We start from the raw sequence: 22,119 nt of genomic DNA, 5'->3' as shown, positions 1-22,119 counted from the left end.
TCGCTATTGTCTTGAGAAGATCAGCCGTAAACCGGGAAGCGCTTCGTCAGCGCCGCAACCTGCGCGCGGACCTTGGCCAGATTGGCCTCGTCTTCCGGCGCATCCAGCACGTCAGCGACGAGGTTGGCGACCAGTTTCGCTTCTTCCGCGCCAAAACCGCGCGTTGTCATCGCCGGCGATCCGACGCGCACGCCGCTGGTCACGAACGGTGATTCCGGATCGTTCGGGATGGCATTCTTGTTGACAGTAATGTGGGCCTTGCCCAACGCGGCCTCGGCAACCTTGCCCGTCAACTTCTTCGCGCGCAGATCCACCAGCATCACGTGACTTTCCGTGCGCCCGGAGACGATTTGCAAACCACGCGAAATCAACGTTTCTGCCATGACGCGGGCGTTTTCCACGACCTGCTTCTGATACGCCTTGAAATCGTCGCCAGCGGCTTCCTTGAACGCGACCGCCTTGCCCGCGATCACGTGCATCAACGGACCGCCCTGGATACCCGGGAAGATTGCCGAATTGATCTTCTTCTCGAACTCGGCCTTCATCAAGATCACGCCACCGCGCGGGCCGCGCAAGCTCTTATGAGTAGTTGTCGTCACGAAGTCGGCATGCGGCACCGGGTTCGGGTAGACACCGGCGGCGATCAAGCCGGCGTAGTGCGCCATGTCAACCATGAAATACGCACCTACTTCCTTGGCGATCTTCGACAGGCGCTCGAAATCGATCTTCAGCGCGAACGCCGATGCGCCCGCAACGATCAGCTTCGGCTTGTGTTCCTTCGCTGCCGCTTCCGCCTTGTCATAGTCGATATCACCCTCGGCGTTCAGGCCATAGCTGACGACCTTGAACCACTTACCCGACATGTTGACCGGCGAGCCGTGCGTCAAATGCCCGCCTTCCGCCAGGCTCATGCCCATGATCGTGTCGCCGGGCTGCAGCATCGCGAAGAACACGCCCTGGTTGGCTTGCGAACCCGAATTCGGCTGCACATTTGCGGCCTCGGCACCGAATAATGCCTTGACGCGGTCGATCGCCAACTGCTCGACAACATCGACGTACTCGCACCCGCCGTAATAGCGCTTGCCCGGATAGCCTTCGGCGTATTTGTTCGTCAGCTGGGAACCCTGCGCCGCCATGACGGCCGGGCTGGTGTAGTTTTCAGAAGCGATCAGCTCGATGTGATCCTCTTGACGCTGGTTTTCCTTGCCGATGGCGGCAAACACTTCAGGATCCAGGGTTTCGAGCTGGTATTTGTCTTTCGCGAACATAGGGCAATTTCCGAGGTTGACGCTTTAGGTTGACGGTAAGCCCGACCCAACGGCGCACCCCCTGCCCGTCCTGGTACACGTTCAGACGCGACCGGCGGGCGGCCGCGTCGCGCATTGGGATGCACGACGTGGAAAGCGGACGTGGCGAAGGATGGTCGACCATCGACTCACGGCTCTGCCCAGGCGAACGGCGCAAACGACGCTTAGCGCTTCACGGTGGGCAGTTCCACCTCGACGCCGACTGCCACGGAGCGCCGAAACGAGGTCCGGCAATGGCATTTGCAAACGATCGCACCGATCGCGCAAACCATGCCGACCCCGCCCCGGCACGCGATGCCCGAAGGACCGGGTATCGCTTAACCGTCGCGACAGACGACGTCGTATCGCCAGTTACGCTAAGCTGGGACCAAACAGTGTAGTGCATTCGCCACGCAGTGGCAATGTCATCGCAACGACTGCCACGTCCTTCGTTGCCGCCGCACACAGCCGCGCGAAAACTTGTAACAAGATTTTCCAAGTCACTTTTACCTTGAATCCCTTCGGGTAGAATTCGCGCATGAATTCCGTACCGTCGTCGCATACGCCGCCTGTTTCGCCACGCAAGACATTTGCCTGGCAAACCCGGATTTATTATGAAGACACCGATGCGGGCGGCATCGTGTTTTACGCGAATTATTTAAAATTTTTCGAGCGTGCCCGCACGGAGTGGTTGCGTGCCGGTGGTATCGATCAAAGCCGACTCAGCATGGACACGGGGACGCTGTTCGTGGTGCGCCGGACGTCGATCGATTATTTCGCGCCGGCACGACTCGATGACATGTTACGGATTGAAAGCCATGTGGCGCGAATGGGCCGGGCGTCGGTTGAATTCGAACAACACGCATTCCGCGCGGGCGAACGGCTGTGCAGCGGCACGATCCTGGTGGCTTGTGTCAGTGCGACCACGTTGCGGCCCACCGGTCTGCCGCCTGCGGTGATTGCAGCGCTTCAACACGAATAATGAACACTCGCGCGTTTTCCAGGGACTAATACCGTTGCGCCGTCACACGGCGGATCGCCAGGCAACGCCAACCCGGATCGACATGATCGATACAACCGGTTCGGCGCGTGAATGCGACTCGCCGAACCGGCATGCCCGCCTCTCGAACCAGCTCTATGAACAATACCGAAGACCTGTCGATCATCTCCCTAGTCTTGCACGCCAGCGTACTCGCCCAGGCGGTCATGGCGCTCCTGCTCGTCCTGTCGTTGATTTCCTGGACGTTCATCTTCCGCAAATGGGCCACCGTACGCCGTGCACGTAGCCAGACCGAGCGTTTCGAGCGCGACTTCTGGTCTGGTGGCGACCTGAACGCGTTGTACCAGAGCGCCACGCACAACCGCCATTCGATTGGCGCTTTGGAACGCATCTTCGAAGCCGGCATGCGTGAATTCCTGAAAGGCAAGGAGCGTCATGGCGACGCGACCACGATCGTCGACGGTTCGCGCCGCGCGATGCGCGCGGCGTTTCAGCGTGAGCTGGATGTGCTGGAAATCAATCTTCCCTATCTGGCGTCGGTTGGTTCGGTCAGTCCGTATATCGGTCTGTTCGGTACCGTGTGGGGGATCATGAACTCGTTCCGGGGCCTCGCCAACGTGCAGCAGGCTACGCTGGCCAACGTGGCGCCGGGCATTGCCGAGGCGCTGGTCGCTACCGCGATCGGCTTGTTCGCGGCAATCCCGGCCGTGGTGGCTTACAACCGCTTTGCCACCGATGTCGATCGCCTAGCGATTCGCTTCGAGACGTTCATCGAAGAGTTTTCGAACATCCTGCAGCGTCAGGCCGCTTGAACGTTACCCACCGGAACGCCGGACAGATAGGACAAGGAGCCTGATTCGATGGCAGATTCAATGCGATCGGGAATGCGCGGCGGCCGTGGCCGCCGGGCGAAGTCCGATATCAACGTCGTGCCGTACATTGACGTGATGCTGGTGCTGCTGGTCATCTTCATGGTGACCGCGCCGTTGGTGACGCCGGCAGTGGTGAACCTCCCCACGGTTGGCGGCGCATCGCAGCAGCAGCAGACCCCGCCTGTCATCGTCAACGTACGCGCGGACGGGACGATGTCGGTGCGCTATAAGAGCGACGGCGGCGCCGCGCAGGAAATGCCGATGACGATGCAAGATCTGACTGCATTCCTTCAGGACCGCACGCCGACGCATCCTGACGAGCCAGTCGTGATCGCAGGCGACAAGTCCGTGCAATACGACAAGGTCATGGCCGTCATGTCCGAACTGAAGACCCAAGGCGTCAAACGCGTCGGGTTGCTCGTGAAGAATCAATGAGCAGAAACGCCATACCGTCGGCCGAGCTGGAATCGGCGCGCTTCGAACCACGCAGGGAGAAAGGAACCTGGCGTGCGTTTGCGCTCGCGGTGCTGATACACCTGCTGCTGATTGCTTTCTTGTATTTCGGGATTCAATGGCCCGTATCGGATTCGTCCGGCGTTCAAGCCGAGATCTGGACCGAGGTGCCGGATTTGAACGCACCGGCACCACGTCGCACGCCGGAACCACAGCCCCCCGTTACCCCCAAGTGGTGACGCCGCCCCCGCCACCACAGGCGGCGCCGGCCCAGACGGCCAACGACGAAGACGCCGAGATCGCACTGGAAAAGAAGCGCAAGCAACAGGAAGCGGCGAAGCAAGCCGCGTTGGCGGCCGAGCAACAACGCAAGCAGGCTGCGCAACAAGCCGCTGCCGCTGCCGCAGCGGCGGCTGCAGCAAAGCAAGCGCAGGCCGAAGCGCAGCGGAAAGCGGAACTGAAGCAACAACAATTGGCGCAACAGAAGGCCGAAGCGGAAGCGCAGGCCAAGCATGAGGCGCAAGTGAAGGCGCAGCAGGCCAAAGCCGCGGCAGAGAAAGCGGCCGCGGATAAGGCAGCGCAGGAAAAGGCCGCCCAGGAAAAAGCGGCGCAAGAGAAAGCCGCACAGCAGAAGGCCGCAGCGGATAAGGCGGCCGCGGACAAGGCGGAAGCACAGAAAACCGCTGCCGCGAAGGCAGCCAAGGAAAAGGCGGCCGCTGATGCGCAGCGCCAGGCGGATCAGGCACGCAAGGCACGTCTGGCCGCCTTGCAGGGCATGGCGGCAGCGGGCGGCGAAAGTGGTGGCGGTGCAGCGAACAGCGGCAACGGGTCGGGGTCAGGCAACGCCTCGCCGGGGTATGCGGACAAGGTACGCCGTCGCGTGATTCCGAACATCATTTATGCTGGCAGCACGTCCGGCAACCCGGTGGCGGTGATCAATGTAGTGTGCGCGCCGGACGGTAGAATCCTGAGCCGGCACCTGACGCAATCGAGCGGCAACCCGGCATGGGATGACGCGGTGCTTAAGGCAATCGACGCGTCGGACCCCATGCCACGCGACGACGATGGCAAGGCGCCGCGCACGTTCAACGTGCGGATGCGACCGAACGATGCAAAGTGATGATGGCAGGGCAACGAGCGACGACGGGTGCGGCATGACCCGCGGATACGATAATAGGGGGTCGGTGGTACGACTCGTGCTAGGGTAAGCAGCGTCCTATTTCACGCAGATAGCAACCAGACCAGGTACACGTTTCCAACTCTATGAAATTAGTTGATAAATTCGGTCTCAAAACGATCGTGGCGGGATTTTTCCTGGCCGGAGCCACTGCTGCTAACGCGCAACTGACGATCGATATTGCCGGTGTCGGTTCGAATTTGTATCCGATCGCGGTTGCAAACTTCAAGGGCGAGACGACATCGCCCCAACAGATTGCCGCGATCGTCCGCGCCGACCTGGCCCGCAGCGGCCGTTTCTCGAATATCGATGCCGGCCCGACGCCGGTATCGGAAACCGATTCGGTCGACTTGGGCAGTTGGAAAGCACGCGGCGCGAACGCCTACGTCTCCGGCAGCGTCACCGCGCTGTCGAACGGGCAATTTGATGTCCGCTTCCGCTTGTATGACACGCAAAGCCAGCAAAGCCTGGGAGGCCTGTCGCTTGTCAGCCCGGCGGCCGGGCTGCGTATGAGCGCGCATAAAATTGCTGACTATATTTATGAGAAACTGCTGGGCACCCGCGGTGTGTTTGCAACGCGCCTGTCGTATGTGATCAAAGCCAACGGCCGGTACCAGTTGCAGATCTCGGATTCCGACGGCCAGGACGCGAATATCGCGCTGTCCAGTCCGGAACCGATCATCTCCCCCACTTGGTCGCCGAACGGCACCAAGGTGGCTTACGTTTCATTCGAACGGAAAAAGCCGGTGGTGTTCGTGCATGACTTGCCGACCGGACACCGGACGATCGTGGCAAATCAAAAAGGCGACAATAGTGCGCCGGCGTGGGCACCGGATGGACAACACCTTGCGGTGGCGCTCTCGCTGCCGGGCCACACGCAAATCTATCAGGTCAATGTCGACGGCTCGGGGTTGCGCCGTTTGTCGAATGGACCGACGATCGATACCGAACCGACCTACTCGCCGGACGGTCAGTGGATTTATTTCACCAGCGACCGCGGCGGCGAACCTCAGATCTACAAGATGCCTGCCAACGGGGGCAATGCGCAGCGCGTCACGTTCAAGGGTAGCTATAACACCAGTCCCCGGGTCAGCCCGGATGGCAAGCTGTTGGCCTATATCGGACGCAGTGGTGGTGGCTACAAGTTGTACGTTCAAGATCTCAGCACCGGTGAAGTGACACCTGTCACGGACACCAACCATGATGACTCGCCTAGTTTCGCGGCCAATGGGCAGTACATTCTGTACGCCACTGAGGTTGGGGGACGTGGTGTGCTGGCGGCCGTGTCGACAGACGGTCGAATTAGGCAGGTTCTGTCGGTTCGGGGCGGCGCGGTGAGTGCGCCGTCCTGGGGTCCATTCATGCAATAACACAAAAAGGAGAAGTAAAAATGGTTCGTCAGCTTCGTGGTGCCGCGATCGTCGGCTTGGTTGGCCTGCTGGCCGCCTGTCATTCGGGCGTCAAGATGGACAAGGACGCAAACGCTTCGGGTTCGGGCTACGGCACGCAGCCGAATCCGAATGCGGTCCAGCAAGTGAATGTGGATCCGTTGAACGATCCGAACAGCCCGCTGGCAAAGCGTAGCGTGTACTTCGACTTCGACAGCTACACGGTCAGCGATCAGTACCAGCAAGTGCTGCAGGCTCATGCCGATTACTTGAAGTCGCATCCGGAACGCCATGTGCTGATCCAAGGCAATACGGACCCGCGCGGCACGGAAGAGTACAATCTGGCACTGGGCCAGAAGCGTGCGGCAGCAGTGGCACGTGTCCTGGAAACGCTGGGTGTGTCGCAATCGCAAATCGAATCGGTCAGCCTGGGCAAGACCAAGGCATCAGGTGACGGTGAAGACGCGTATGCACAAGACCGCCGTGCTGATCTGATCTATCAATAAAAAAACCGATGCAACGAAACTCGTTCACGCCCCCATCCACGAGGGGCATTGCCCGGACGGCTTTCGTTGCGCTGCTCGCGTGGGGCGCGCTGTTCACAGCGCCCGCCCACGCTTTCAGCGACGACGAAGCACGCAAGGCGATTCTGGAACTCCGCCAACGCCTGGATAACACAAATGCTCAGCTGTCCGCTGCTCAGCGGGCGGTGATCGACCTTCAGAATCGTAACGACCAGTTGAATCAACAGGTCGCACAGGTTCGGGGACAAAACGAAGACCTGACGAACCAGCTCGCCACGGTGCAGCAGACGGAAAAGGATTACTACACGGATCTAGACGGTCGCCTGAAGAAGCTTGAGCCGCAACAGCAGACCGTGGACGGCGTGCAAGGTACGGTCCAGCCAGGTGAGTCAGCCAAGTTCAACGCGGCATTGCAACAGTTCCGTAGCGGTGACTTCAAGGGTGCGAGTGCGTCGTTCAGCGACTTCGTCGACGCCTACCCACAAAGTCCATACCGCCCTACTGCCCTGTTCTGGCTCGGCAATGCGTACTACGCATTACGCGACTATAAGAAATCGACTGCCACGCTGAAACAGGTTGTCGACAGCTATCCTACGCACCCACGTGCGCCAGACGCGTTGTTGCAAATCGCGACGAATCAGTCGGAACAAGGCGAACGTGCAGCAGCACGCAAGACGCTGCAGCAGGTGGTTGCACAGTACGCCGGCTCACAGTCGGCCACCACCGCACAAGACCGCTTGTCCAAAATGAAGTGACAACGGTTCGAAGGCGGTACGCCAAGGCCCGAGCTCGACGATGCGAGGCTGATAGCTAACGCCGTTTTCGCACTTCTGGCGGAATTTCTTGACGGACCACGGTAAGTCGCCTATAATCTGCGACTCTCTTGGGTCCTTAGCTCAGTTGGTAGAGCAGCGGACTTTTAATCCGTTGGTCGCGAGTTCGAGTCTCGCAGGGCCTACCAAGATAAAGAAAGGGTCTAGCTTCGGCTTAGACCCTTTTTCTTTTTCCGACAAATCACCCATCACCTCCCACATTGTCGCAGCGGCCACAGCGTGCCATCCGCTGATGGCACGCCTTGTCCTGCGAACAAACATGTGATTCCGCACGAATCAGGTCATTCGTCATTTATGTGTAGTCACACTCGCTCCTGATGCGAATACCACTACGCCCGACAAGACATCGAGGCACGTGTGGACAACATGGCTGTGCCCGGTTGTCTCAGAGACTTCCTTGCTACAAACAGCCGAATTTCCGTTTAGCTGCTTCATCCGTAATCTACGGAAAAGGAAATTCTGTTCAGGAGAGCGGCACCATGATGGAAATGAACATTCGTGGTCCGGTTGCAGCACGTGCGCGATTGATGACGCCGATCCCGTGCTATGCCCACCCCGGATGAGATAGCGGCGCCCGGTTCGATCCGCCCAAACGTAGACATTCAAGCGCTTCAGGGCATCTCCGATAACACTCGTGCTGCACGATCATGGTGGCGTCGAACAGTACCCGCCTGGATGCCCAGCCCAACGATCTGCACGCTCGCCTGCCCATGGTACGGCCAACTTGTTTGCTGTTAATTATCGTCGTGAAAGCATGGCTTCAGTGAAGCATTGGGGCTGCGGTCGGATGCACGCAGATGCCCGCCCCTTCTTTCTCAAACAGCTGTAACGCGACACCACGATCGCGATCGTGGAATCAAAGGAAGGACGACAGCAATGCCATCTCTCGATCGCTGGAAACTGGGGTCGTAGACCACACTCCCTGGTCGCGCAAGCGCATTTCGTAACAAAACAACCAAAACTTTCGCATTATTTCTACACGATCGCCCGTCATGCATCGTGATCTCCTGTAACGACCGCTTCACACCGCTCCGTCGATTTATCCTGAATCACAATGACAAGCCACATTGCCCCGTTTTCATTCGGTCAAATTTCTTCGCCTATACATAAACTTACGAAATGACCGGACAAATTGTTGCAATATAACTACATGGCTCATCACGCGGAAAATCGTAATACGGTGTTACACAATGAACAGAAATGACTACAAAAGACGTCAAATTGACTGCTTTTAAGGTCGTTGTGGAAAAACACCAACAATAGTTTGTTGCATTAATTGGCGTGTCACACAGCACAGCGTCTTCTACACTCAGTCCCGATGTGTCGAAAGGTAGTCAGAAAATTTTGATACGTGTAAGTCGATACCCCCGTTTCGGCCGCTCGTCATCAAATCTCACGATTCCTTTCAATGCCTTCGTTTACCTAGAATCTGGAGAGACTATGAAGAAGACTCTGATGGCTGCGGCACTGGCTGGCGCCTCGGCTTTTGCGATCAACGCACACGCGCAAAGCAGTGTGACGCTGTACGGCGCGCTGGACGCCGGTCTGGTGTATACGAACAACGCAAGCAACGGCGCAAAATGGGCGGAAGGCAGCAGTAACCTTTCCAATTCGTACTGGGGATTGCGTGGCAGCGAAGATCTGGGCGGTGGCCTCCATGCCCTGTTCACCTTGGAAAACGGCTTCAACCTGAATAGCGGAACGAGCACGGAAAGTGGGACGGAATTCAATCGCCAAGCCTATGTCGGCTTGAAGAGCGATCAATACGGTACATTTACCCTCGGCCGCCAATACAGCTCGGCAGTCGATTTCCTGGGTCCGCTGTCGGCTTCGGGCCAAGGCTATGGCAACAACCTGGCCGCCCACCCGTTTAACAACGATGACTTGAACGCTATCTCGTCGATCAAGAACGCGGTCAAGTATCGTAGCGCCAACTACAACGGCCTCGAATTCGGCGGAATGTACGGCTTCAGTAACGCGTCCGGGTTCTCCAACAACCGTGCTTACAGCGCAGGTGTGTCGTACAACAACGGTCCGATCTCCGCCTCAGCGTCTTACCTGCAACAAAACAACGGCGGCAAGACGTCCGGTGGCGCCACCACGCTGGGTAACGGTTCGGCGACGGTCGCGGCCGACTTGCAACGTACCTTCGGCGCTGGCCTGAACTACTCGTTCGGCCCGGCAACCCTGGGTTTCGTCTATACGAATACGCATCTGGACGGCATCGGCGGCATCGAACTGGGTGGCAACACCTACGGCGGCCTGAACGGCTCGAATCTGCACTTGAGCAATTATGAAGTGAACGGCCGCTACGCACTGACCCCGGCGTTAAACCTGTCAGCGGCCTATACGTTCACGGACGGCAAGGCCAGCGGCGCCAACGGCACCGGCCACCCGAAGTGGCAACAAGTGACGCTCCAGAGCGATTATTCGTTGAGCAAGCGCACCGACGTCTACCTGGAAGGCGTGTACCAGCGTGCTACCGGCTCCCTGGGTAACGGCGTGTCCAACTTCGCCGCGATCGGCTCGCTGTCGCCTTCCTCAACGGGCAATCAAGTGGCCGTGACCCTGGGTATGCGTCACCGCTTCTAATCGGCATCTACCTCGTACACGCGCTCAAGGGGCAAGCGGCTTCCGCGTCTTCCGACGCGCATTTGTCCCCTTGGGCGGTAGCGCACGCCACGGAAAGCACTCTGCGATCCATTCCAAAATCCCGGTCCTGCACCGGGATTTTTTTATTCCCCTCTTCAGGTCGCGCCCATCCGTTGCCTACGGTGCGGTGTCGAACGATTGAACGCCCCACCCGAACGACTACCACCCTCGCCGATACGGCCTCTTGCATTAACCCCTCATATAATGCATCAGCCTGATCGGCAGCATCCGCATGACTTCCGGAGCCCTATACGCGCCATCGTGCCGTGGCGGAAGGGCCCCTGATACGGCCTTGATCGGCCCCGTCCAGGGCTGGACACATTCGCAAGCGCTCGGCACGGTCCACATCGACGCCACGCGGGGAGCAATCATATGGAACCCAGCCTGCCGCCTTCTTGCCTACGCCCGACATCCCATCCACGAAGGCCAACTAGCGGGAGTACAGAGACAGGTAACCACGACAAAGCGTAGAGATTCAGATGAAAAAAAACCTCGCGGACTAGGTCCACGAGGTTTTTCAATGTTGTCCGCGACGTCATCAGAGACAAGCGCCGCGTCTCACAGAGGGATCAGCGCAACATCATATTGGTTGCAACATTGTGCATGATCCAGATCGAACCACCGATGACGATGGCCGCGGTCAGCACGGTGAACGTAAATGCAACAACGTTCCAACGCTGTGCCGACGTACCGTTCATATGCAGGAAATACGTCAGATGGACCAATACTTGAACCAGCGCAAGGATGGCAAGCACCGGCACTTCGGTCCCGGGCGGAAACATCTCGCCCATGACCACGCCGAACGACAGCGCAGTCAGAATCACTGAAAAAATGAAACCGATAATGTACGACTTGTAGCTGCCGTGGCCTTCGCCGCCGGCGCCGTGCCCGTCGTGGGAATGAGTATTCGTATTCGCCATCAGACCATGCTCACGAGATAAACGAAGGTGAAAACGCAAATCCAGATCACGTCCAGGAAGTGCCAGAACAAGCTGAGGCAAGACAAGCGCGTCATGACACGCTGGTTCAAACCGTTCTTACCCATGACCTGGAACATCATCACGACCATCCACACCATGCCCAGCGTCACGTGGATACCGTGCGTGGCCACCAGCGTAAAGAAGGCGGAGAGGAACCCGCTTTGTTGCGGACCATGACCGTCCGCGATCAACAGCGCGAATTCATGCACTTCCAGCGTCACGAAGGTAATCCCCAGCAGCAACGTCACGAGCAACCAGCCCATCACGCCGCTTCGATTGCCCTTGTAGCCGCACAGCATCGCGAAGCCGTACGTGATCGAGCTTAACAACAGGGCCGCCGTTTCAAACGCCACGCCCTTTAGTTCGAACAGTTCCTTCGGTCCAGGTCCGCCGGCGTACTCGTTGTGCATCACGGCGAACACCGCGAACAGCGTACCGAACAAAATACAGTCGGTCATCAGGTACAGCCAGAAACCGAACGTCGTTGTGCCGCTGTGATCGTGATGCTCGTGTTCATGTTCCGCAGTCAAACCTGCCGCGGTCGCGGCCGGTCCGGTGCTTTGATGTGCATTCGACATCAGTTTGCCTCCGCCATGGCGACGCGTCGTGCAATCGCTTCTTCGGTCGCCTTCACTTCAGACGCCGGAATGTAGAAATCAATGTCGTTATCCGAGCAGCGCACGATCGCAGTGATCACGATGCCCAGGAAGCCGGCAATCGCCAACCACCACATATACCAGACCGCCCCGAAACCCATCGCCGTTGCGAACATGCCGATCAAGAAGCCGGTCGATGTATTACGCGGCATATGGATGTCCGTGTACACCGGCGGCGTGGTTTCCTTGACGTGCTGCTTCGCATGGTGGAAGTGATCCAGCTCTTCCACGTGCGGGATGATTGCAAAGTTATACGACGGCGGCGGCGATGCAACCGCCCATTCCAGCGTACGGCCATTCCACGGATCGCCCGTGAAATCACGGTTGCCCGGCAAGTCACGATCGCGGATCGACACGTAGATCTGCACCAGTTGGCAAATGATGCCGCACAGGACCAGCACCGCGCCGACGAATGCGATGATCATCCACGGATGCCATTCCGGATTGTCGTAGTGATTCATACGACGCGTTGCACCCATGAAGCCCAGCACGTACAGCGGCATGAAGGCAACATAGAATCCGACCAGCCAGAACCAGAATGATGCCTTGCCCCACTTTTCATTCAACTTGAAGCCGAACGCTTTCGGGAACCAGTAGGCAAAACCCGCCAGGTAACCGAACACCACGCCGCCGATGATGACGTTGTGGAAGTGGGCGATCAGGAACAGCGAGTTATGCAGCACGAAGTCCGCGCCCGGAATCGCCAGCATCACACCGGTCATGCCGCCGATCGTGAACGTGACCATGAAGCCGATCGTCCACAGAATCGACGGATGGTATTGCACGCGACCCTTGTAGATCGTAAATAGCCAATTGAAGATCTTCACCCCCGTCGGGATCGCGATGATCATCGTAGTGATGCCGAAAAACGCGTTGACATCGGCGCCGGACCCCATCGTGAAGAAGTGGTGCAGCCATACGACGAACGACAGGACCATGATCGAGCACGTGGCATAGACCATCGTCTTGTAGCCGAACAACGGCTTGCGCGCGAACGTCGAGACAACTTCAGAGAAGATACCGAACGCTGGCAAGATCAGGATGTACACCTCGGGGTGGCCCCACGCCCAGATCAGATTCAGATACATCATCTGGTTGCCGCCACCATCATTGGTGAAGAAGTGCATGCCCAGATATCGATCCAAGCCCAGCAACGCCAGCGTGACGGTCAGGATCGGGAACGCCGCCATGATCAGCACGTTGGTACACAACGCCGTCCACGTGAAAACGGGGAGCTTCCAATACGTCATGCCAGGTGCGCGCATCTTCACGATGGTGACGAAGAAGTTCACACCCGTGAGCAACGTACCCACCCCGGATATCTGCAACGCCCAGATGTAGTAATCCACCCCGACACCCGGACTGAACTGCATCTCCGATAACGGCGGATACGCCAGCCAGCCAGTCTGCGCGAACTCGCCAACCAGCAGCGACAGGTTGATCAGGATCACGGCTGATGCCGTCATCCAGAAACTCATCGAGTTCAGGAAGGGAAACGCCACGTCGCGTGCACCAATCTGCAACGGCACGACAATATTCATCAGGCCGATCATGAACGTCATCGCCATGAAGAAAATCATGATGACGCCATGCGCGGAGAAGATCTGGTCGTAGTGATGAGGCGGCAGGTATCCGGGGGCATCATAGGCCAGCGCCAACTGCGAGCGCATCATGATCGCATCCGAAAAACCGCGGATCAGCATCACCAGCGCGACGATGATGTACATCACCCCGAGCTTCTTGTGATCAACCGTCGTGATCCACTCTTTCCAGAGGTAGGTCCACTTCTTGTAATACGTGATCAGGGCGAGTAGCGCGAGACCGCCCAGAATAATGACGATACCGACACCGGCCACGATGGGCACGTTATACGGAATATCCGCTAGTGTAAGTTTTCCAAACATGCTTTATCCCCTGGGAGCCGACGCAGCAATGGGCGCGTGCGGCATGGTCATGCCCTCCATCGCGCCGCCTTCTGCTTTCGGCTCACCCATCTTCATGCCCATGTGATTCCCGCCGACGTTGTATTGCGCCAAGATCTGGCCGAACACATCGCCTTGCACCGCAGGATAGTACTGAACCGGATTTGCCTCGCTGGGCTTGGCGAGTTCCTTGAAGGAAGCGAAGTTCAACGCGCCATTGTTCGAAGATTTCACTTTCTTCACCCATGCGTCGAAATCCGACTGCGACATCGCCAACGCGCGGAACTTCATGTCCGAGAAGCCACGGCCGCTGTAATTCGCCGACAGCCCAGCGTAGTCACCCACCTCGTGCGCATCCAAATGCAACTTGGTGTGCATACCCGCCATCGCGTAAATCATGCCGCCAAGTTGCGGGATGAAAAACGCGTTCATCACTGAATCCGACGTGATTTCGAAATTAACCGGGGTGTTGATGGGGAACGCCAGCTGGTTCACCGATGCCACGCCCTGATTCGGGTATATGAACAACCACTTCCAGTCCAATGCCACAACCTGCACTTCCAGCGGCTGCACCTTGGACTCAAGGGGTTTGTAAGGATCGAGCGCGTGCGTCGTGACCCAGGTCAACCATGCGAGATACGCAATGATCAACGTCGGAATCGTCCAGACAACCACCTCGATGGCCGTAGAGTGCGCCCAGCTCGGACGGTATTCCGCGGACTTGTTCGTCGCGCGGTATTTCCAGGCGAAATAAAGCGACAGGAAAATCACCGGAATAACGACGATCAGCATTGCCCATGTGGAAATAGCAATCAGATGCTTTTCCTGGACCCCGATGCTGCCCTTCGGGTCGAGGATGCCACTGCTACATCCTGTCAGACCCAAGATCAAGCTACTGGATAGGAGTCCCGCCAACTTTGGCGCGCCCCTTTCTTTCAAATATTTCACCGGCCTCTCCGATACCCAGGGACGCACATCGCGGCCCGAGCCCCATGAATGGAAGTGCGCAGAGAATACCTCCACCTGCGACATTTTTACACTGAAAATTGTGGAAATTGATTATTAACGACGTCGACGTGCGTCAAATCGCCGCACTTTTTCGGGCACCACGCGGCGCTTTGCCGCGACTGGCCTCTGGTCCGCGTCGCCAGCCGTGATTTTACACGTTTGACTAGCGGATTTCCGAATGGCTCTCAAGCGAAATGTCCTAACGCGGGTAATCGCTGATTTATCTCCGGGACCGCGGCCCACTCGTCACGTGCACAACGCATATGGCGCTTACGCTGATAATTCACTGACAAACGATCGATTCATGCGCCGTCTCCGCGCGCTCCTGAAACGTTCCGTCGTGTCTTGGCGCCCGATAAAAAAGAAATCGCATGCGGTCTTTTACAATAGCGAAGGCCCTCCGCCCGCTTGCGGCTGCAACCGGCCTTACCGGCGCCGAATCCACAATGAGACGAATGCGAAAAGCCTTAGGGAACGATGTGAATTCAGACGAAGCACGGCCGCACATGCCAAACCCGCCAACGTCCTCCGGCATCGATCAAACGACCGGATCGGCTTCTCGCTACTCGCCGGCCGCGGACCCCGCCATGGGAGGAGGGACTCGAAAACCGGTCGCGCTTCATCCGCGTCAACAGGCGTTGTTGGACATATTGAAGCGCGACGGCTTCGTCACGGTGGATGAATTGGCCCGCGTACTCACCGTTACCCATCAAACCATTCGACGCGACGTCAACCAACTCGCCGCTCAGAACTTGCTGCGCCGCCATCATGGCGGTGCCAGCCTACCAACGAGCGCGGAAAACTTGGCCTACACGGCGCGCCAGCAGATGTTTCGAGAGGAGAAGCGACGCATCGCGCAACTGGTGGCGGGCCACATTCCGCATCAGGCTTCGCTGTTCGTCAATCTGGGAACCACCACCGAAGAAGTCGCGCATGCCCTGCACCGGCACGAGGGACTGCATGTGATTACGAACAACCCTCATGTGGCCAGTGCCATGTGCGACTACAAAAACTGCGAGGTCATGATCGCCGGCGGCACGGTGCGGCCGTGGGATCGCGGCATCGTAGGCGACATGACGGTCGAGTTCTTTAAGCAATTCAAGGTTGACTTCGCCATCATCGGCGTCTCGGGTATCGAATCCGACGGTACGCTGCGCGATTTCGATACGCGCGAGGTCCGCGTCACCGCCACGATCATCGAGAACGCTCGTCAGGTGTTCCTGGTCGCGGATCGATCGAAATTCGGCCGCTCCGCGCTCGTTCGGCTAGCCGATATGTCACGCATCCATGCCTTTTTTACCGACGAGCCGCCCCCCCCCGGCATGCGTGAGATTTTCGAAAATGCAGGGACGCAGGTCTTCATTGCACCTTGATCTGATACGTCGCGTCCCGTTCCGCCGTGGGTAAGCCTCCTCGCCAGGCTGCAGGCTTCATAACCGTCGAACGATAGATAATTGCTATTATATTGATAGCATAAATTGCTTTTCTTTATTTTCTATTTTCGCTTTCGGACTTTATATTTTCGTAAACGAACATTTCATGCGTATTCTTCGCAAGAGATGTCCTAATGCGAATTTTCCGCCAAGCTCAGTGCGCGATGCGCCCTCAGGCAGCCATGTCGTCAAACCGCGCACGTTGCGCTGCAAAACGGTGATAACCGATCTCAGGCACCGAGTCGGGCAGTCGCATTGCACCAGGCACGATATAACGCCCATAGGCATACGAACACGATCCCGGATCCAGCGGACATGGTGAAATGACAATGCAATCAGCAACGCATCAGCAACAGGCAAGCCACGGGCTGTCGGCCGGGACGCCGAGTCTTGCGGAACAAGACGTCGACCTGCTCGTCATCGGTGGTGGCATAAATGGTGTTGGAATCGCACGGGATGCCGCGGGTCGGGGTTTGCGCGTGGCGCTATGCGAGAAGGATGACCTGGCGTCGCACACCTCCTCGTCCAGTACGAAGCTGATCCATGGCGGTCTGCGCTATCTCGAATACTATGAGTTTTCTCTGGTGCGCAAGGCACTGCAGGAACGGGAAGTACTGCTTCGTAGTGCGCCGCACATTATCTGGCCGCTGCGCTTCGTCATGCCGCATCAGCCTGACCTCCGGCCGGCATGGATGATCCGGGCAGGCCTGTTTCTATACGACCATCTTGCAAAACGGGCCGTCCTTCCTGGATCGACAAGCATCTCAATGCGCAATTCGGCCGTCGGCGCACCGTTGATCGATACGATTACGCGCGGCTTTATTTATTCGGACGCCTGGGTCGACGACGCCCGTCTCGTCGTGTTGAATGCGAAGGCCGCTGCCGATATGGGCGCGCACATCATGACGCGCGCAAAGCTCGTCAGCGCGCGCCGTATCCACACCGACGCCGGTCCACGATGGGAAGCGCGTATCGACAGACTGTCGGCCGATGGTAGCGCGCGGACCACCACGCTCCGCGCGCGCGGCATCGCGAATGCCGCCGGTCCCTGGGTTGATCAATTGCTGCGCGATGTCGTGCAAGGCAGTCCGGCGGATCACGGCGTGCGGCTGGTCAAGGGCAGCCATATCGTCACGCGCAAGCTGTTCGAGCATGATCACGCGTACATCTTTCAGAACCCGGATAAGCGCATCATCTTTGCCATCCCCTACCAAGGGGCGTTCACGCTGATCGGCACGACCGACGTGCAAATGGATGGTAATCCCGATGCGGTCAACGGCGTGCAAATCAGTGACGATGAAGTACGGTACTTGTGCGAGTCGGTGAATCGCTATTTCAAGCAAGGCATCACCCCGTCGGACGTGGTCTGGAGCTATGCGGGCGTGCGTCCTTTGCTCGAAGAAGCCGGCGATAATCCGTCAGCGGTCACGCGCGACTATCGGCTCGACCTCGATGCGCCCGATGCCCAGGCGCCATTGCTGTCGGTCTTCGGCGGCAAGATCACGACGTTCCGTAAGCTGGCAGAGGAAGCCGTCGATCACTTGGCGGGGCCGCTTGGCGTAACGCGCCCATCGGTCACCGAGCACGAGACACTACCTGGTGGCGATATGCCGCATTCGGATTTTGCGGCCTTCCTCGGCGACGTTCGGCGACGCTATCCCTGGCTGCCGGCCGAGTTGGCGCATCGCTACGCGCGTGCCTATGGCACATGCATCAACACGTTGATTGCAAAGGCAACAACGCTGGCCGGACTGGGATCGGAGTGGGCGCCAGGCATATACGAAGCCGAACTTGTGTATCTGTGGACGCACGAATGGGCGCGTACTGCGCAAGACATATTGTGGCGCCGTACGAAACTGGGGTTAATGTGCTCGGCAGAAGACGCTGACAGGCTGTCCCAGTGGTTTGCCGAACGCGCGGCGTCGAGCCCGGCAGTCGCCAACAATGCAACCGGCGCCGTCGCGTCACCCATGGCACCGGCACCGACAGCGCTCTCGACAACTGGTGCTGCAAGTGTGGCAGCCGACGATTCGAGCGATGCGGATCCCCATGATGGACACCGTTCCGAAGCACGCATTTAAATGGCTTGAACACCGCGACAGAACGCATCAATCAGATCAATAACGAACGATAAAGGAGACGGACGATGGAGACAAAAGCATACATTCTCGCGCTTGACCAAGGCACGACGAGTTCCCGTGCGATCGTGTTCGATCATGGTGGGCAAATCGTCTCTACCGCGCAGCGCGAGTTCACGCAGCACTATCCCAAGGATGGCTGGGTGGAGCATTGCCCAGACGAGATCTGGTCGACACAGGCAGGCGTCGCCACCGAAGCCTTGACACGCATCAACTTGACCAGCGCCGACGTGCACGCGATAGGCATCACGAACCAGCGTGAAACAACGATCGTCTGGGAGCGTGCGACCGGCAAGCCTGTCTACAACGCGATCGTCTGGCAGGATCGGCGAACCGCGGCATTCTGCGATGAACTGAAAGCGGCACAGCACGCCGAGATGGTTCGAGCAAAAACCGGCCTGCCGATCGATTCGTACTTCTCGGCAACGAAGATTCGCTGGATTCTCGACAACGACAAATCGCTGCGAGCAAAAGCCGAACGCGGCGAGCTGGCATTCGGCACCGTCGACAGTTGGCTGATGTGGAAATTCACGAAAGGCGAGCAACATGTAACCGATATCACGAATGCATCACGGACGATGCTGTTCAACATTCATACGCAGCAATGGGACCCTGAACTGTTGAAGTTGTTCAATGTGCCTGAATCGATGTTGCCCGAGGTACGAAGTTCGTCCGAGGTGTACGGTACGACCAATGACGTCTTTGCGACGAGGATTCCACTTGCCGGCATTGCGGGAGATCAACACGCCGCGCTTTTCGGCCAGATGTGCACCGAGCCCGGCATGGTAAAGAATACCTATGGCACGGGATGCTTCCTGGTGATGAATACCGGGCCCAAGCCGATGGAATCAAAAAATAATCTTGTCACGACCATCGCATGGAAAATTGGTGATCGGGTCGACTACGCGCTTGAAGGCAGCATCTTCATTGGTGGCGCCGTGGTGCAATGGCTGCGAGATGGCCTGAAGATCATCCAGCGCTCCAGCGACGTCGAACGGCTTGCTGCTTCGGTCGAAGACAATGGCGGTGTCTATCTGGTACCAGCCTTCACCGGCTTAGGCGCACCACACTGGGAGGCCAGTGCTCGCGGCACGACGTTCGGTCTGACTCGCAATACCCGAGACGGCCATGTTGCCCGCGCGGGACTGGAAAGCATTGTCTATCAGTCGCTTGATGTGCTACGAGCGATGGAATCGGATTCTGGCATTCCCATTCCCGAGCTCCGCGTGGATGGCGGTGCCGCCGCGAACAATCTGCTGATGCAGTTTCAAGCTGATATGCTCGGCGCGAAGACGATACGCCCGACCGTCATAGAAACGACCGCCCTGGGCGCCGCGTATCTGGCTGGCCTCGCGACCGGCTATTGGCCCAATATAGAAGCCATCCAGCAGCAGTGGAAGGAAGACCGTGGCTTTGAACCCCGCATGGATGCCGCAACGCGCGACCACTATGTTAACCAATGGAACCGTGCTTTGAAGGCGACAATCGCGTGGGCCGAGGACCAGCCCTCCGCCGCGTAACAATGCATGCAGCTCGAAGACGGCACTTCAAGACACCGTGACGCCGCTGTCGAGTGATGCAATGCGCGATATTTGCATAGGTTATCCATGCAAGTATCGCCCGCCCTATCAGACAGGACTCCTACCGTCTTGTGGCAACAATAATTGATCAGCATTTAGGAGACCTTCGTGGAAACGACCTTCGCGCGCCGTCGCTTTGTCGGCGAATTGATTTCGGAAGCCGTCGCGGTTTTCATTATCATTGCTTTCGGCGACTCAGTAGCGGCCATGTACGTGCTATATGATCCGAGCCCTTATCTGAACGCCTACTGGGGCGTCGCCATGTGCTGGGGACTAGCCGTGATGATCGCGATCTACGTCACCGGGTCCATTTCCGGCACCCATGCGAACCCAGCAGTTACATTGGCCTTGGTGCTCTTCCGCGGGTTTCCCGCCAGGAAACTGCTGCCTTACTGGCTCGCCCAGGTCGTGGGCGGCTTTATCGGCGCGGCGGTCGTACTGCTGTTATTCGGCCCGGTGATTGATCACTTCAACGCAACGCACCACTTGACACGCGCCGATGGCGGTGCGGCCGGTGTGTTCTTCACACATCCCGGATTGGCAATCAGCCCGATGCATGCATTTGTCGATGAAATCATTTTGACCGCATTGTTGGTATTCGGTATTTTCGCGATCACCGAGAAATTCAACGAGGTGGCACCGCAAGGGAATACCAGTGCGTTGATGATCGGCTTGCTCGTGGCGCTGATCGGCGGTTCGATGGGATACCTGGAAGCGTGGGCGTTGAACCCGGCACGGGACTTTGGCCCTCGTCTGCTCGCGTATGTTGCAGGGTGGAATACGTCTGCGTTGCCGTCTCCGGACAACTACTGGTGGGTGCCGATCGTCGGCCCTCTGATTGGCGGCGTCTTGGGCGCGGCAGCGTTTCAAACCTTGATTTATCCGTTCCTGCCGGCCCGGCTCGCGGCATTGAGCACGGCAAGGGCAAAATCGGGTGAAACCGTCGCGGGCAAGAGGTCCGCTAACACCGGGGCAAGCACGACCTCGGTGAAACCCTCTTGAGATCGAATTCGATCATAACGACCCTCGCCCCGGTACCGCCGTGATAATCGTCGTTGCGGTGCCGGCACGTTGCCGCTTATTGCGGAAAGCGCCCTTCGAAGGCGATGTTCGATAGCGGCTGGCGATCACTCGGTACCTCTCGGGCTTGCAGGCCTTCAGGCAACTGGCTCTTGTCGCCCAGACGGCCAATGGCCAAGGCTGCTTCAACGTGGAACCCGGCAGGCACGCCCAGGTCAACAAAAGCCTTGTCGAAATCCACGCCCGTCATGCCGTGGGTGTACCAGCCCAGCTTCGCTGCTTGCAGCGCCAGAAATGCCCAGGCCGCACCGGCATCGAACGAATGGCTGCGTGATGGAACGTCCTTGTCACCGCCCGGCGGCCGCATGACCGAATTCGAGACCACGAAAACCAGCGCCGATGCATGCTTGGCCCAACTTTGATTGAATTCAACCAGGCAGGCCAGCAGCGACGCGAACTGCGGCGTGCCACGGCGAGCGTAGACGAAACGCCAGGGTTGCGAGTTGTAGGCCGACGGTGCCCAGCGCGCCGCCTCGATCAACGTCAACAACGCATCCTCTGAAATCTCCTCATTTGAAAAAGCACGCGGCGACCAGCGTTCCGTAAAAATGGAATCGATCGGATGGGTAGGACGGCGTGGATTGTTGCTCATATTCTTATTCCTAGATCAGAGAAGGTTATCGGCACCGCGCAACACAGCGATGACGCGGCATGCCATAAAAACTCAAAAATACCCTATGTAGGAAAAGTTTGCCCTGTCGACGCCGTGACAGCGCACCGCAATGGGCGCACCGGGGCGGTAGGCAGGCATCACATCAAATCAGACGGGGATCATGACGAACAGCGTGACGTGTGCCGAGCGGGAGCACGCGACACGTAATGACGGCTAATTCTCGTAGCGCTTGAGAAGGTGTTGCGCGAGAGCACCCGCTTGTTCGAGCGCCTCGCTTTCGGAATCCAATGTGGGTTCCGCCCGATAAACCTGTGCATCATCCGCCGTGCCGCCGTCTCGCGACAGCAGCACGAGACCGCGATAGCGCCCGTCTTCAAGCGCATTGACAAATGCATTGGCGACCATATCGCCTTTTTTAAACCTAAGCTCCGGCATACGCTGCCTCCTGACCAAACGCGCCTCCTGGCGCCGAGCACGCGTGCGGGATATTTCATGCCGCTTACATCCTTTATACCAGCAACCAC

At 58.1% G+C, this 22,119-nt stretch carries 17 protein-coding genes, 1 tRNA gene and 2 pseudogenes; 13 read left to right on the top strand and 7 right to left on the bottom strand.

All coding sequences use genetic code 11. The annotated features are described in order from the left end of the window. Positions 1-20: 20 nt before the first annotated feature. Complete coding sequence (gene glyA / locus WM40_RS09655) at positions 21-1,268, bottom strand: serine hydroxymethyltransferase (RefSeq protein ID WP_024902103.1); 1,248 nt, start codon at positions 1,266-1,268, stop codon at positions 21-23. A gap of 556 nt (positions 1,269-1,824) precedes the next feature. On the opposite strand from glyA, the gene ybgC reads away from it, so the two are divergent. From ybgC to WM40_RS09610, 9 genes and pseudogenes are all read left to right on the top strand, one after another. Next, positions 1,825-2,268, top strand: coding sequence for a tol-pal system-associated acyl-CoA thioesterase (gene ybgC / locus WM40_RS09650; RefSeq protein WP_024902102.1), 444 nt, complete (start codon positions 1,825-1,827; stop codon positions 2,266-2,268). A 155-nt stretch (positions 2,269-2,423) separates the two neighbouring features. Further along, on the top strand, positions 2,424-3,098 hold the full coding sequence (gene tolQ / locus WM40_RS09645; protein WP_024902101.1) for a protein TolQ: 675 nt from the start codon (positions 2,424-2,426) through the stop codon (positions 3,096-3,098). Between the two features lie 48 nt (positions 3,099-3,146). Further along, the gene (gene tolR / locus WM40_RS09640; RefSeq protein ID WP_024902100.1) at positions 3,147-3,593 is read left to right on the top strand and encodes a protein TolR; all 447 of its coding nucleotides are present in this window, start codon (positions 3,147-3,149) and stop codon (positions 3,591-3,593) included. Continuing rightward, positions 3,590-4,731: pseudogene (tolA, locus tag WM40_RS09635) on the top strand (cell envelope integrity protein TolA). Before tolR ends, tolA begins: the two are co-directional and overlap by 4 nt. A gap of 143 nt (positions 4,732-4,874) precedes the next feature. Then, positions 4,875-6,158, top strand: a complete 1,284-nt coding sequence (gene tolB, locus WM40_RS09630) for a Tol-Pal system beta propeller repeat protein TolB (RefSeq protein ID WP_024902097.1) — start codon at positions 4,875-4,877, stop codon at positions 6,156-6,158. A 20-nt stretch (positions 6,159-6,178) separates the two neighbouring features. Continuing rightward, on the top strand, positions 6,179-6,682 hold the full coding sequence (locus WM40_RS09625) for an OmpA family protein (RefSeq protein ID WP_024902096.1): 504 nt from the start codon (positions 6,179-6,181) through the stop codon (positions 6,680-6,682). Positions 6,683-6,690: 8 nt separating this feature from the next. Further along, positions 6,691-7,455 (top strand): tol-pal system protein YbgF, encoded by a 765-nt coding sequence (gene ybgF, locus WM40_RS09620; protein WP_024902095.1) that lies wholly within the window; start codon positions 6,691-6,693, stop codon positions 7,453-7,455. A gap of 130 nt (positions 7,456-7,585) precedes the next feature. After that, positions 7,586-7,661 (top strand) — tRNA-Lys (locus tag WM40_RS09615). A gap of 1,312 nt (positions 7,662-8,973) precedes the next feature. Then, positions 8,974-10,125 (top strand): porin, encoded by a 1,152-nt coding sequence (locus WM40_RS09610; RefSeq protein ID WP_024902094.1) that lies wholly within the window; start codon positions 8,974-8,976, stop codon positions 10,123-10,125. A gap of 629 nt (positions 10,126-10,754) precedes the next feature. Here WM40_RS09610 and cyoD read toward each other — a convergent pair. From cyoD to cyoA, 4 genes are read right to left on the bottom strand one after another with little or no spacing between them, the layout of a single operon-like run. After that, positions 10,755-11,105 carry a cytochrome o ubiquinol oxidase subunit IV gene (cyoD, locus tag WM40_RS09605; RefSeq protein WP_024902093.1) on the bottom strand — a complete coding sequence of 117 codons (351 nt, stop codon included), beginning with the start codon at positions 11,103-11,105 and terminating at the stop codon, positions 10,755-10,757. Continuing rightward, positions 11,105-11,743, bottom strand: coding sequence for a cytochrome o ubiquinol oxidase subunit III (gene cyoC / locus WM40_RS09600; RefSeq protein WP_024902092.1), 639 nt, complete (start codon positions 11,741-11,743; stop codon positions 11,105-11,107). Before cyoC ends, cyoD begins: the two co-directional genes overlap by 1 nt. Next, positions 11,743-13,725, bottom strand: coding sequence for a cytochrome o ubiquinol oxidase subunit I (cyoB, locus tag WM40_RS09595; protein WP_024902091.1), 1,983 nt, complete (start codon positions 13,723-13,725; stop codon positions 11,743-11,745). Before cyoB ends, cyoC begins: the two co-directional genes overlap by 1 nt. A gap of 3 nt (positions 13,726-13,728) precedes the next feature. Further along, complete coding sequence (gene cyoA, locus WM40_RS09590; protein ID WP_024902090.1) at positions 13,729-14,682, bottom strand: ubiquinol oxidase subunit II; 954 nt, start codon at positions 14,680-14,682, stop codon at positions 13,729-13,731. A 656-nt stretch (positions 14,683-15,338) separates the two neighbouring features. Between cyoA and WM40_RS09585 the strand changes: the two genes are divergently transcribed. The 4 genes and pseudogenes from WM40_RS09585 to WM40_RS09570 all read left to right on the top strand — a co-directional run bounded on the left by WM40_RS09585 (position 15,339) and on the right by WM40_RS09570 (position 20,904). After that, a complete protein-coding gene (locus WM40_RS09585; protein WP_036007701.1) occupies positions 15,339-16,124 on the top strand; it encodes a DeoR/GlpR family DNA-binding transcription regulator in 786 nt (261 codons plus the stop codon). A 383-nt stretch (positions 16,125-16,507) separates the two neighbouring features. Next, positions 16,508-18,118 (top strand): annotated as a pseudogene (glpD, locus tag WM40_RS09580) (glycerol-3-phosphate dehydrogenase); the annotation flags it as partial. Positions 18,119-18,330: 212 nt separating this feature from the next. After that, positions 18,331-19,842: a glycerol kinase GlpK gene (gene glpK, locus WM40_RS09575; protein WP_024902087.1), complete on the top strand. Its 1,512-nt coding sequence runs from the start codon at positions 18,331-18,333 to the stop codon at positions 19,840-19,842. Between the two features lie 168 nt (positions 19,843-20,010). Then, entirely contained in the window at positions 20,011-20,904 is an 894-nt protein-coding gene (locus WM40_RS09570; RefSeq protein ID WP_024902086.1) for an MIP/aquaporin family protein, read from the top strand. A 76-nt stretch (positions 20,905-20,980) separates the two neighbouring features. Here the strand turns inward: WM40_RS09570 and WM40_RS09565 are convergent, their stop codons facing one another. Continuing rightward, the gene (locus tag WM40_RS09565) at positions 20,981-21,574 is read right to left on the bottom strand and encodes a nitroreductase family protein (protein WP_024902085.1); all 594 of its coding nucleotides are present in this window, start codon (positions 21,572-21,574) and stop codon (positions 20,981-20,983) included. Positions 21,575-21,808: 234 nt separating this feature from the next. Next, positions 21,809-22,030, bottom strand: a complete 222-nt coding sequence (locus tag WM40_RS09560) for a hypothetical protein (protein WP_024902084.1) — start codon at positions 22,028-22,030, stop codon at positions 21,809-21,811. Between the last annotated feature and the right edge of the window lie 89 nt (positions 22,031-22,119).

Source organism: Robbsia andropogonis, from assembly GCF_000970345.1.
Lineage (GTDB): Bacteria > Pseudomonadota > Gammaproteobacteria > Burkholderiales > Burkholderiaceae > Robbsia > Robbsia andropogonis.
This window is presented reverse-complemented; position numbering and strand designations above follow the sequence as displayed.

Excerpts from the sequence above, each read along its gene's own strand:
- glyA (WP_024902103.1), bottom strand. The coding sequence starts at position 1,268 with ATGTTCGCGAAAGACAAATACCAGCTCGAAACCCTGGATCCTGAAGTG.
- ybgC (WP_024902102.1), top strand. The coding sequence starts at position 1,825 with ATGAATTCCGTACCGTCGTCGCATACGCCGCCTGTTTCGCCACGCAAG.
- tolQ (WP_024902101.1), top strand. The coding sequence starts at position 2,424 with ATGAACAATACCGAAGACCTGTCGATCATCTCCCTAGTCTTGCACGCC.
- tolR (WP_024902100.1), top strand. The coding sequence starts at position 3,147 with ATGGCAGATTCAATGCGATCGGGAATGCGCGGCGGCCGTGGCCGCCGG.
- tolB (WP_024902097.1), top strand. The coding sequence starts at position 4,875 with ATGAAATTAGTTGATAAATTCGGTCTCAAAACGATCGTGGCGGGATTT.
- WM40_RS09625 (WP_024902096.1), top strand. The coding sequence starts at position 6,179 with ATGGTTCGTCAGCTTCGTGGTGCCGCGATCGTCGGCTTGGTTGGCCTG.
- ybgF (WP_024902095.1), top strand. The coding sequence starts at position 6,691 with ATGCAACGAAACTCGTTCACGCCCCCATCCACGAGGGGCATTGCCCGG.
- WM40_RS09610 (WP_024902094.1), top strand. The coding sequence starts at position 8,974 with ATGAAGAAGACTCTGATGGCTGCGGCACTGGCTGGCGCCTCGGCTTTT.
- cyoD (WP_024902093.1), bottom strand. The coding sequence starts at position 11,105 with ATGGCGAATACGAATACTCATTCCCACGACGGGCACGGCGCCGGCGGC.
- cyoC (WP_024902092.1), bottom strand. The coding sequence starts at position 11,743 with ATGTCGAATGCACATCAAAGCACCGGACCGGCCGCGACCGCGGCAGGT.
- cyoB (WP_024902091.1), bottom strand. The coding sequence starts at position 13,725 with ATGTTTGGAAAACTTACACTAGCGGATATTCCGTATAACGTGCCCATC.
- WM40_RS09585 (WP_036007701.1), top strand. The coding sequence starts at position 15,339 with ATGGGAGGAGGGACTCGAAAACCGGTCGCGCTTCATCCGCGTCAACAG.
- glpK (WP_024902087.1), top strand. The coding sequence starts at position 18,331 with ATGGAGACAAAAGCATACATTCTCGCGCTTGACCAAGGCACGACGAGT.
- WM40_RS09565 (WP_024902085.1), bottom strand. The coding sequence starts at position 21,574 with ATGAGCAACAATCCACGCCGTCCTACCCATCCGATCGATTCCATTTTT.
- WM40_RS09560 (WP_024902084.1), bottom strand. The coding sequence starts at position 22,030 with ATGCCGGAGCTTAGGTTTAAAAAAGGCGATATGGTCGCCAATGCATTT.